The sequence below is a fragment of the Pseudoduganella sp. R-43 genome, from assembly GCF_049913255.1.
GTDB lineage: Bacteria > Pseudomonadota > Gammaproteobacteria > Burkholderiales > Burkholderiaceae_D > Rugamonas.
This window is the reverse complement of the sequence record NZ_CP183988.1, coordinates 1-12,138: the sequence shown is the minus strand read 5'-3', so window position 1 is coordinate 12,138 and position 12,138 is coordinate 1. Positions and strand designations below refer to the sequence as shown.

Sequence of the window (12,138 nt, the reverse complement as noted above, 5' to 3'; positions counted from 1 at the left end):
ATGAAAATACAATCAACTAAATGGCCTTGCTCTGGAGTGGTCAATCATTCTGTTGTGGAGGTCAACTTTGATCAGAATGACATAGATTCTGCTATCGCCGTTGCTGACGCTAAGGTCCAATTTATCAACGCTCATAACCCTGGCGGCATTCGCAGATCGCCCGAGGTTATCAAGAATCGAATAATTGCAGGAAAGCTCGCCGATTCAGCAGTGCTAACGATGATTTCCCAATGCATAAGTCATTGGGGTATGACCAACGTATATGACGTCAGTGAATATGACAAGAATAGAGCCGACAATTTTGAGAATCCAGATCCTTACGATTTGGAGCTGACAAATCTGAGAACACAAGCGACGCAAACCATTGAGGTTAGGTCGTCATTCTGCTATAAACTTGCCCCGGTTTCAAAAATTGTCGAAAAACTTTCCGTTTACGGCTGGTACACCTCGGCAAACAAACCTGTCGAGCCCCCAAGGGACTGGTATTTCCAGGTGGTTTATTACCTCCGCCCGCAAGACGTTCCGAACGAGAGCAGTCTGAATATAAAAACATTTGAAGATCAGCTAAAGGCCGGCTCTGTTACTGGCTATGTCGTCGGCGGCGCAAGCAGACGAATCCTAGAGTCCAAGGGTGTTGACAGAACAGATCAGGACGGCGCGTCATACCGCGCAATATATCCAGTATGCCAGGCCCATGACTGCATCCAAATGATGCATGCAGTTGTCGGTCGTAACACTTCAGGTGCGTAAATGAATAAAAAACTCGAACTTACATGGATCGGCAAAGAACGGAAGCCAAAGCTTGAGCCAAGGATTCTTCTTGAGGATCAAAGCAAGTCGTATCACGCAACCAAGCGTTTCACCAGTGCCGATATTTTTGACAATCGTCTGATTTTTGGCGACAACCTTCTCGCACTCAAAGCTCTAGAGCAAGAGTTCTCAGGACAAGTTAAATGTGTCTTTATCGATCCGCCATACAACACCGGTAGTGCGTTTACTCATTACGAGGACGGTTTAGAGCATTCGATTTGGTTGGGCTTGATGCGGGATCGCCTTGAGATTATCAAAAAACTTCTTTCCGATGACGGCTCACTTTGGATCACAATTGACGACAATGAAGGTCATTACCTAAAAGTACTATGCGACGAAATATTCGGGCGCGGAAACTTTGTCTCAACAGTCATATGGCAAAAAAAATACGCCCCTAAATCTGATTCGAAGTACTTTTCCACTTCGCACGACTTTGTCTTGGTCATTGCAAAAGATTTGACCAAGTTTAATCTCGGTCGTCTCGCAAAAACTGAGAAGCAAACCGGCAGATATACCAATCGCGACAACGATCCGAGAGGCCCATGGAAGGCAAGTGACGTTTTACGAAACGAAGCCAGAGACTACGCAATCTTTCCAGTCAAATTGCCATCTGGTCGGGAAGTTTATCCGCCTCCCGGAACAAGTTGGCGTTATACGAAAGAAAAATTCGCGGAACTAATCTCCGACAATCGCATTTGGTTCGGAGTAGACGGCGACGCCCGCCCTGCATACAAGAGATTTCTCTCAGAGGTAACCGATACCATCCCGAGCACGACCATCTGGACGTATGACGAGGTTGGGCACAATGACGAATCAAAGAAAGAGATGCGCGCTCTGTTTGGAGGAAATCTATTCGACACTCCGAAACCGGAAAGATTGCTTGAGCGCGTCCTTACCCTAGCCACCCGACCCGGCGATCTCGTGCTCGACTCATTCGCAGGCTCTGGCACTACCGGTGCGGTCGCGCAAAAGATGGGCCGTCGCTGGATCATGGTTGAACTGGGCGAGCATTGCCATACGCATGTCATCCCGCGGCTGAAGAAAGTGATTGATGGAGAGGACAAAGGCGGTATTACTGAAGCCGTCAGCTGGGAGGGGGGCGGCGGTTTCCGTTACTACCGTCTGGCACCCACTCTGATTATCAACGACTGCTGGGGTAATCCGGTCGTCAACCCAGAGTACAACGCCGCTCAACTGGCCGAGGCACTGGCAAAGCTGGAAGGTTTCACCTACGCGCCGTCGGAGACGCACTGGTGGCAGCATGGCTATTCCAGCGAACGTGACTTCATCTATGTCACAACTCAGACTCTGTCCGCCGAGCAGTTGCAGGCCCTGTCTGATGAAGTAGGTCCAGAATATAGCCTGCTGGTTTGTTGTTCGGCCTTTCGCGGTGTGACGGCAGCAAAGGCTGCTGAACGCTGGCCGAGTCTGACGTTGAAGAAAATTCCGAAGATGGTGTTGGCCCGCTGCGAATGGGGCCACGACGACTACAGCCTCAACGTAGCCAACCTGCCGATGGCACAAATTGAGGAAACACCGCCTGCGGCCGATAGCGAAAACGTCAAAAAAACCAAGAGTAAGAAAATAGCCCTCGTCAACGCGGGACAGGGCGGCCTGTTTGGGGAGAACGAATAATGGATACCCGCGTCCTTCATGCAGTCACCGCTCGCCTGTCTCTGCGCTCCCCCCAGGCCGAGTCTCTCGTCAAGCTGGCTAATGCGCTCGATGCCGCTCCCGAACTGTTAGTGCACGAGCGCGATGTCTCTATCATCCTGTCCACCCTGAGAGCCGAGTTCAGCACATTAGAGGAGTTCGAGCGTGAGTTCCCTTCGCTATGCTTTGCTCTTGCCACGGGCGTTGGAAAAACGCGCCTGATGGGTGCCTTTATCGCTTATCTGCATCTGGCCCACGGCATCAATAACTTCTTCGTGCTCGCGCCCAACCTGACGATTTACAACAAGCTGATCACAGATTTCACACGCAACACGCCGAAGTATGTGTTCAAGGGCATTTCAGAGTTTGCACAGCAGCCGCCACTAATCATTACGGGTGACAACTATGACCAGACTGGCGCAGCGGTAGACGACCAAGTAATGGGCTTCGCCCACGACGTGCGTATCAACATTTTCAACATCTCCAAGATCAACTCGGAGGTCCGTGGCGGAAAAGAGCCACGCATCAAACGGATGAAGGAGGTGCTAGGAGACAGCTACTTCAATCATCTGGCAAATCTACCCGATCTTGTCTTGATGATGGACGAGTCGCACCGCTATCGCGCAAGTGCCGGAGTGCGGTCCGTCAATGAGCTGAAGCCACTATTCGGCCTTGAGGTATCAGCCACCCCCTTCGTCGAGTCGACGCGCGGCCCAGTGCCCTTCAAGAACGTCGTGATGGACTACCCTTTAGCGCGGGCGATGGAGGACGGCTTCGTCAAAGAACCTGCTGCCGTTACCCAGCGCAACTTCGACGCCCGGGCTCATTCGCCCGAGGAGATCGAAAAAATCAAGCTTGAAGATGGTGTCCGCTTACACGAGACGACTAAGGTTGAGCTTCTAACCTACGCCCGAGAAAATGGAGTGAAGGTGGTTAAGCCCTTCATGCTCGTGATTGCGCGGGATACCACTCACGCGTCGCAGTTGAAGATGCTGATTGAGTCGTCGTCCTTCTACGAAGGGCGCTACGCGGACAAAGTGATCCAAGTGGATTCCAGCCGCACCGGCGCCGAAGAAGAGGAGATGATCACAAAGCTTCTCGCGGTGGAAAGCGTGGATGAACCCACCGAGATCGTTATCCACGTCAATATGCTCAAAGAGGGCTGGGATGTGACCAACCTCTACACTATCGTGCCCTTACGCGCAGCCAACGCGCGAACGCTGATCGAGCAGTCTATCGGTCGTGGCCTGCGCTTGCCCTATGGCAAACGCACCGGGGTGGCCGCGGTGGACCGCCTGAACATCGTGGCGCACGATAAGTTTCAAGAAATCATCGACGAGGCTAACCGGGGCGATTCGCCGATACGACTGACGCAAGTAATTCTTGAGGCCCCGAGCGCCGACGACAAGAAGGTGAGCGTGCAAGTTGGCTCCGGGGCGATGGCACTCCTCGGGCTCTCCGAAGCGCCGACTATTGCCACCCATCCAGCCAGCGCTGGAGTCGCGCCAGCCACTGCACTTGCGCCTATATTCACCACAGCGCGTGAGCGTCAAGTTGCGCGCGTTGTGATGGATGTGATTGGCAAGTACGAGGTCCAGCGTGACCTTGTACCGACCAGCAACGCGCTGCTTACCCCGAAGGTGCAATTGGCCATCCTGACTGAGGTGACCGAGCGCTTGAAGCCTGCCCAAGGTGATTTGCTGGCTGGCTCAGATGATGGATTACCTGCGCTTGATTTGTCGGCAGTGGTGTCCAAGACCACTGAGATCGTGGTCCAGCAAACCATCGACATTCCTCGAATTGCAGTGGTGCCCGCTGGTGACGTCACCACGGGGTTCCACCAGTTTAAGTTGGGTTCGCTGCCAAACTTCCAGCCAGGTCAACGTGAGATCGTGGGTCAGGAGCTGCGTACGAATCATCAGTTCACTATGAGCCGGGAAGCTGGCATCAGGGAGCAGCGCTTCGAGGACTACATCGTCAAGAAGTTGATCGACTTTGACGACATTGACTACTTTACGCAGGCAGAGTTGCTCTATGACCTTGCAAGTCAAGCGGTTGCCCATTACAAGGCACAGAACTATTCCGAGAACGAGCTGCACGAAGTGTTCGACACTTATGGCGCGGAACTAGCCCGTCTGATCCGGGCCGAAATGATGGCCCACTTCTGGGAAGAGGCCACCGAGTACGAGGTACAGGTCAGCCGAGGCTTCACTGAACTCAAACCATGCAACTACACGGCGGTGGCAGGGCAAATAGCGCACCACTATCGTGAAACCGTGACAGAGCTGGGCAAGATCAAGCAGATGCTGTTTGGTGGATTTTCCCGCTGCCTATACCCACTACAGAAGTTCGACTCAGACACCGAACGCCGCTTCGCGGTCATCCTGGAACGCGATGCCTTAAAGTGGTTCAAGCCCGCCAAGGGACAGTTTCAGATTTACTACAAACTGGGCAGTGAGCAGCCGGAGTACATCCCCGACTTCGTTGCAGAGGCTGACGCTGTAATCTTCATGGTCGAGACTAAGGCTCGGGCCGATATCGACACGCAAGAGGTGCAGGCAAAAGCCGCCGCCGCAGCGCGTTGGTGCACGCATGCGTCAGACCATGCGGCATCAGTAAATGGCAAGGCTTGGCACTACCTCCTGGTACCGCACGATAGCATTGTTGAGTCAAAACGACTTAGCGACTTCTTGCAATTTGAGATGCACTTCAAGGACGGGACAGCAGCCCACTGATAATCTGTAGTGGTCGCGATCCGATCTGACAGTGCCCCGGTTTGACGTCGGTTCTGTCAGGTCAAATTCCGTCGTTCAATGCGCTGATTTTATCGCGCCACGCCTCCTTTCCGTCAATTAGTGTTTGAATTGGCGTGCGTCCGCAGCACATCTTCCCTTGGTGCGTGCGCTCGTAGTTGTAGCGATAGACCCAGTCGTCCAGGTCTTCCTGCAGTTCTGCGATGCTGCGGTAGATCTTCTTACGGAAGTTCACCTGGTAAAACTCGTTCAGCACTGTCTTGTGGAAGCGCTCGCCAAGCTCGGTCGCCAAATTTAGCAGGCCGACCTTGTGTTTAATGACGTTCTGAGGAAAACTACGCATGGGGTTACTCCTTGCGTTTTCATGCTGGTTTAATAAAGATTCGCACCTCTATCAAACCGGGTAACCCCACCCTTGGCAAGGCCTTACTGTACGATCAGATCTGAACTACTACAACTGATGGGTCCACTTTACTTGATTATCTTGCGCTCCCTCATCCGCTTCAACACATGGTTGTGAAAACAATATTGTTCGAATCCTGCACTTGTCGATGGAGCGTGGTAGTCGACGCCTTGCACGAAGTCGGCGTCGTTCGAGGAAATCTTCACGTTACCGTGGAGCATACGCTCGATTACCAGAGTGTGCTTGTCGATTAGTTCGTTCGTCAGTAGCCACGCGCACCTTCACGGCGCTGTCGTTGATGTTCGTCTCAGATCAATTCTTTTTCAGAAGGCTTTCGAAGAAGTCACGCAATTTGTTATGTTGTCTAAGGGGACGAATTTCAGTGTCGGTGAGTCGCCGCGCTCTATTGGAGCCATATAGAGTAGGCATGCCTTTTCATTGCAAGTGACTGCATATCCACGTTCGGTTATGGTTTCGGACTGAATTTTCCTAGTGATTTCAGTATAGTAAAGAAGGTGCTTAGTTCTGTTGGGGCTAGAATTTGTCAGGATATTTTCTATCGTTTCTCTCGCGTCCTGCGTTCCCTTCTTTTCGGCCAGACTTACATACACTGTACACATGACGACGATAAGCGCAGATATAGCGCTTACATGTGAAAGTAAGCTCAGAAATTCGACTATATCGTCAAAGCTATTTGACGGTGCTGTGTCATTGGAAGGAGCTCGATTGGGCTTGCCTTTGCGATCCTTAACGAATCTCTTGGCGAATCGCTTTCCGACTAATAACAGAAGGACACACAACATCGATGCGAGACAAAAAACGAGGAGTGCGGGGAGTACAAAGAGCAGTTTCGACAATTGACAGGTCGCGCCGAGGTAAATTAATTCTTGAGATGACCAGGGTACCATCCAGTCCGATCCACCAAATTCGTTTAAGTGCGCAGCACGATAAGCCTTACCTGCGGCATACAGCATCACTGTCACAACAGTCAGCAGCAAGGTAATGCCAGAAAGCCAAACCGACGGGCCGCCAAAGTTAGCTTTTGGAGTGATGAGAGGGGCAGCAGAGGTGGCAGGAACTATTTGTAAGGTACCTTGCGAAGAGGATTTTTGCGATTTGGCCATATCTAAAATGAAAAAAAGCCTCAGCATACAGCCGAGGCTTTTCGAAGTTGAATTAGTCGTACCGTTTAAACGTCAATGTTACCTGCGCGCAGTGCGTTGGTCTCAATGAAGTTCCGTCGCGGTTCCACATCATCCCCCATCAGCGTAGTGAAGATCTGGTCAGCGGCAATCGCATCTTCGATCTGCACCTTCAGCAGGCGGCGGACGGTTGGGTCCATGGTGGTTTCCCACAGCTGCTCTGGATTCATCTCGCCCAGACCTTTGTAGCGCTGCTTGGAAACGGTGCGTTCCGCTTCGTCGCGCAGCCACTGCATGGCGTGGTGGAAGTCGACCACGGCGCTTTCCTTGGTGCGCTCGCCTTCGCCGCGGCGGATCACGGCGCCTTCGCCGATCAGGCCGGTGAAGGTGGCGGCGGCGTCGGCCAGCACTTTGTAGTCGGCGCCTTGCACGAAGTCGGCGTCGATCGAGGAGACCTTCACGTTACCGTGGTGCAGGCGTTCGATGCGCAGGGTGTGCTTGTCGGTCATTTCGTCGGTGGTCACCACGACTTTTACTGCGCTGTCGTCGATGTTGGCCATCAGCGCTTCGGCGGAGTTCTGTGCGGACTCGATGGTGCCCAGGTCCAGCGCTACGCCGGTCATGATGGCGGTCAGCGCGGCGCGGTCGATCACGCGGGTCAGGCGGGTCATGATGGCGTTGGCCATGTTGTACGTGCGGGCCAGTTCGCCCAGCGCTTCGCCCTGGATCAGGTCTGCGCCTTCGCGCGGGGTCAGGGCGGCGGTGTTCAGCGCTACGTTCATCATGTAGCCGGCTTCTTCCAGGTCGTCCTTCAGGTAGCGCTCATCGCGGCCGGCCTTCACCTTGTACAGCGGCGGCTGGGCGATGTAGATGTGGCCACGTTCCACCAGCTGCGGCATCTGGCGGTAGAACAGCGTCAGCAGCAGAGTGCGGATGTGGGCGCCGTCGACGTCCGCGTCGGTCATGATGATGATGCGGTGGTAGCGCAGCTTTTCGATATTGAATTCGTCGGCGCCGATGCTGGTGCCCAGGGTGGCGATCAGGGTGGTGATCTGCTCGGACGACAGCATCTTTTCGAAGCGCGCCTTCTCCACGTTCAGCACCTTGCCTCGCAGCGGCAGGATGGCCTGGAACTTACGGTCGCGGCCCTGCTTGGCGGAGCCGCCTGCGGAGTCACCCTCGACGATGTACAGTTCAGACAGGGCTGGGTCTTTTTCCTGGCAGTCGGCCAGCTTGGCGCTCAGGCCCAGGCCGTCCATGATGCCTTTACGGCGGGTCAGGTCGCGAGCCTTGCGGGCTGCTTCACGGGCGCGTGCTGCTTCCACGATCTTGCCGCAGATGATCTTGGCGTCGTTCGGCTTTTCCATCAGGAAGTCGGTCAGCGTCTTGGCGACGATTTCTTCCACTGGGCCGCGTACTTCGGAGGAGACCAGCTTGTCCTTGGTCTGGCTGGAGAATTTTGGCTCCGGTACTTTGACGGACAGCACGCAGGTCAGGCCTTCGCGCATGTCGTCGCCGCTGATTTCGACCTTGGCTTTCTTGGCGAAGTCGTTTTCGTCGATGTACTTGTTGATCACGCGGGTCATTGCCGCGCGCAGGCCGGTCAGGTGGGTGCCGCCGTCGCGCTGCGGAATGTTGTTGGTGAAGCAGAGTACCTGTTCGTTGAAGGCGTCGTTCCATTGCATGGAGACGTCGACCGAGATCGTGGTGCCCTGGTCGGACTGGCGTTCGCCGGTGGCCTGGAACACGGTCGGGTGCAGCACGGTCTTGGCTTTGTTGATGTATTCAACGAAGCCGCGGGTGCCGCCTTCGAAGGCGAACACTTCTTCCTTGCCGGTGCGCTGGTCGGTCAGCTTGATGTTGACGCCGTTGTTCAGGAAGCTCAGTTCGCGGATGCGCTTGGCCAGGATCTCGTAGTGGAATTCCACGTGGGTGAAGATCTCTTCGTCGGCCCAGAAGTGCACGTCGGTGCCGCGCTTGTCGGTTTCGCCGATCACTTTGATCGGGGATGTCGCCACGCCGTCGATCATTTCGATCTCGCGGTTCTGGGCGACGCCTTTGACGAATTCCATCTGGTGGACTTTGCCGTCGCGGCGGATGGTCACGCGCAGGAGCTTGGACAGTGCGTTCACGCAGCTGACGCCCACGCCGTGCAGGCCGCCGGAGACTTTGTAGGCGTTCTGGTCGAACTTGCCGCCGGCGTGCAGCTCGGTCAGTACGATTTCGGCTGCGGAGCGTTTTGGCTCGTGCTTGTCGTCCATCTTCAGGCCGACTGGGATGCCGCGGCCGTTGTCGGTGATCGAGATCGAGTTGTCGCTGTGGATGGTGACGTGGATCTCGGAGCAGTGGCCGGCCAGGGCTTCGTCAATCGAGTTGTCCAGCACCTCGAATACCAGGTGGTGCAGGCCGGTGCCATCCGACGTGTCGCCGATGTACATGCCGGGACGCTTGCGGACTGCTTCCAGGCCTTCCAGGATCTGGATCGAGGAGGCGCCGTATTCTTCTGCTTTGGCCTTTGGTTGTTCGTTGTGGCTTTCGGACATGGACTGCTTTCTCTCTTAACGAATTTCTTTTTCTGCTCTTTTTTAAACCGGTAAACCGGTGTCAGACCCGTAGGGTCTGACACCATCTGTTCTACGGCCAGCGGCTCCGGCAGACCGGTGTCTGACCCTGCGGGTCAGACACCGCTTTACCGGTTTTAAATGCGCATCGGCATTACAACGTATTTGAAGTCTGCGTTCTCAGGAATCGAGATGAGCGCGGACGAGTTGCTATCGCCCAGCGCCACGTTCACCTGGTCGCACTTCAGGTTATTCAGCACGTCCAGCAGGTAGGTCACGTTGAAGCCGATGTCCACGCTGTCGCCGCCGTAGTCGATTTCCAGTTCTTCAACCGCTTCTTCCTGGTCCGCGTTGGTGGACGAGATCTTCAGCGAGCCTGGGGTGATGATGCAGCGCACGCCCTTGAACTTATCGCTGGTCATGATCGCGGCGCGCTGCAGGGAGCGCAGCAGCTCTTCGCGGCCAATGGTGAAGTTGTTGGTATAGCCCTTCGGGATCACGCGGGTGTAGTCAGGGAACTTGCCTTCCACCAGCTTGGAGATCAGCTCGATGTCGGCGAAGGTCAGCTTGACCTGGCTTGCGGCGATGTCCAGCGAGACTGGTTCGTCGGTTTCTTCCAGCAGGCGTTGCAGTTCGATGATGGTCTTGCGTGGGATGATCACTTCTTCGCGGGCGAAGTTCTGGTCGGTCTCTACCTGGCAGAAGGCCAGGCGGTGGCCGTCGGTCGCTACGGCGATCACCTTGTTGCCGTCCAATACCAGCAGCAGGCCGTTCAGGTAGTACCGGATGTCCTGCTGCGCCATCGAGAAGTGCACCATGTTGAACAGGTGCTTCAGGGTCTTTTGCGGCAGCTGGAAGCTGGCGGTGAAGCTTTCGGCTTGCTGCACGGTCGGGAATTCTTCGGCGGCCAGGGTCTGCAGGGCGAAGCGCGATTTGCCGCTTTGGACGGTCAGGCGCTTGTTCAGCAGGGTCATGGTTACGTCGCCGGCTTCCGGCAGGGCGCGCAGGATGTCCAGCAGCTTACGCGCGGCGACCGTGGTGCCGGTAACGTCGGCACCCGAGCCGATGTCTGCGTGGGTCGTGATCTGGACTTCGGTGTCGGTGGAAAGGAACGAGACGCTTTCGCCTTCCTTGCGGATGAGGATATTGGCCAGAATCGGCATAGTGTGCCGACGCTCGACAATACCGCTCACAATCTGCAGTGGCCGGAGAAGCGTGTCTCGGGTGGTTTTGACCAGTTGCATAAATATCCTCAGTTAATGGGTTGGTACGTTGGTTCTTTTGTTAACTCGACAGTATAGCAGTCTGAAACCGGTAACCCAGTGTCTGACCCGCAGGGTCAGACACTGATACGCGACGGTCGCGTGATTTGCAGTGAGGGACGGGAGCTGGACCTAGGGCCAGTTCCCGCCGCTTTACCGGTTTTAGCCTTTCAGCGTCTGCTCCAGCACATGCAACTCGTGATTGCACTCCGGGTTCTTGGTCCTGTCCATCGCAATCTTGCGCACGGCATGCAGCACGGTGGTGTGGTCGCGTCCTCCAAACAGTTCGCCGATTTCCGGCAGCGATTTCTGGGTCAGCTCCTTGGCCAGGTACATGGCGATCTGGCGCGGGCGGGCGATGTTGGCTGGGCGGCGTTTGGAATACATGTCCGCTACCTTGATGTTGAAGAAGTCCGCCACCGTTTTCTGGATGTTTTCCACAGAAATCTGGCGGTTTTGCACAGACAGCAGGTCCTTCAGCGCCTCTTTCACGATGTCGATCGAAATATCCTTGCCGTGGAAGCGGGAGTAAGCCAGGATCTTGCGCAGCGCGCCTTCCAGCTCGCGCACGTTGGAGCGCAGGTGCTTGGCCACGAAGAAGGCGACGTCGTCGTTCAAGGTCACGCCTTCGGACTTGGCTTTCTTCAGCAGGATCGCGACGCGCATTTCCAGTTCCGGCGGCTCGATCGCCACCGTCAGGCCGGAGTCGAAGCGCGAGATCAGGCGGTCGTCCATGCCGGTGATCTCTTTCGGATACGTGTCCGAGGTGATGATGATCTGCTTCTTGGCCGCGATCAGCGCTTCAAACGCATAGAAGAATTCTTCCTGCGTGCGGGACTTCCCGCCGAAGAATTGAATATCGTCGATCAGCAGCATGTCCAGCGAGTGGTAGTAGTGCTTGAAGTCGTCGAAACCCTTGCGTTGGTAAGCGGTCACTACGTCGCGAACATACTGTTCTGCGTGGATGTAGCGGATGCGGGCGCCTGGCTGGTCGGCCATTACCTGGTTGCCGATCGCGTGGATCAAGTGGGTCTTGCCCAGGCCTACGCCGCCGTAGAAGAACAGCGGGTTGTACGACACGCCAGGGTTGTTCGCTACCTGGATCGCGGCGGCGCGCGCCAGCTGGTTGGCCTTGCCGGTCACGAAGGATTCGAAGGTCAGGTCCGGGTTGATGCGGCTGTTTTCGCGGGTTTTCGGGTTCTGGTATTCGGCGGCGGCGGTCGGCGCGGCGGCGGCGGCCGGGCTTTCCGGGCGCATGTCACTCAGCGGGCCGGAGACCACGGCCGGTGCGGCAGGCTTTTTCGGGGCGTGGGTGCGCGGGTCGAGGACGAACTGCACCTCGATGACGGTTTCCCAGTACTGGCAGGCCAGGGCCGTGATGCGGCTCGCGAATTGGGTCTTTACCCAATCCAGCTTGAACCGGTTTGGCGCAGCAACACGCAGCTTGTTGTTCTCGAAATCGAGGGGCACAAGCGGCTTAATCCAGGCACTGAATTGTTGCGGCGTCAGCTCAAGTTCCAGTTGCTGGGAACAGGACTGCCAGAAATTATCCAT

7 protein-coding genes and 1 pseudogene are annotated in these 12,138 nt (G+C 55.6%); 3 read left to right on the top strand and 5 right to left on the bottom strand.

Annotated elements, in window-relative coordinates; genetic code table 11:
• Genes ACN9M3_RS00040 through ACN9M3_RS00030 form a run of 3 tightly spaced genes read left to right on the top strand, consistent with a single transcriptional unit; the run spans nt 1 to nt 5,198 of the window.
• Complete coding sequence (locus ACN9M3_RS00040) at nt 1-750, top strand: hypothetical protein (protein WP_426319746.1); 750 nt, start codon at nt 1-3, stop codon at nt 748-750.
• Entirely contained in the window at nt 751-2,445 is a 1,695-nt protein-coding gene (locus tag ACN9M3_RS00035; RefSeq protein WP_426319744.1) for a site-specific DNA-methyltransferase, read from the top strand.
• On the top strand, nt 2,445-5,198 hold the full coding sequence (locus ACN9M3_RS00030) for a DEAD/DEAH box helicase family protein (RefSeq protein WP_426319742.1): 2,754 nt from the start codon (nt 2,445-2,447) through the stop codon (nt 5,196-5,198). The genes ACN9M3_RS00035 and ACN9M3_RS00030 overlap by 1 nt, the downstream gene beginning before the upstream one ends.
• Nucleotides 5,199-5,259: 61 nt before the next feature.
• Here the strand turns inward: ACN9M3_RS00030 and ACN9M3_RS00025 are convergent.
• From ACN9M3_RS00025 to dnaA, 5 genes and pseudogenes are all read right to left on the bottom strand, one after another.
• Nucleotides 5,260-5,490: pseudogene (locus ACN9M3_RS00025) on the bottom strand (integrase core domain-containing protein); the annotation flags it as partial.
• A gap of 452 nt (nt 5,491-5,942) precedes the next feature.
• Nucleotides 5,943-6,770 (bottom strand): hypothetical protein, encoded by an 828-nt coding sequence (locus ACN9M3_RS00020; protein ID WP_426319740.1) that lies wholly within the window; start codon nt 6,768-6,770, stop codon nt 5,943-5,945.
• A 38-nt stretch (nt 6,771-6,808) separates the two neighbouring features.
• Complete coding sequence (gene gyrB, locus ACN9M3_RS00015) at nt 6,809-9,304, bottom strand: DNA topoisomerase (ATP-hydrolyzing) subunit B (RefSeq protein ID WP_426319738.1); 2,496 nt, start codon at nt 9,302-9,304, stop codon at nt 6,809-6,811.
• A 155-nt stretch (nt 9,305-9,459) separates the two neighbouring features.
• The gene (gene dnaN / locus ACN9M3_RS00010; RefSeq protein WP_426166308.1) at nt 9,460-10,566 is read right to left on the bottom strand and encodes a DNA polymerase III subunit beta; all 1,107 of its coding nucleotides are present in this window, start codon (nt 10,564-10,566) and stop codon (nt 9,460-9,462) included.
• 180 nt (nt 10,567-10,746) lie between these two features.
• Nucleotides 10,747-12,138, bottom strand: coding sequence for a chromosomal replication initiator protein DnaA (dnaA, locus tag ACN9M3_RS00005; RefSeq protein ID WP_426319736.1), 1,392 nt, complete (start codon nt 12,136-12,138; stop codon nt 10,747-10,749).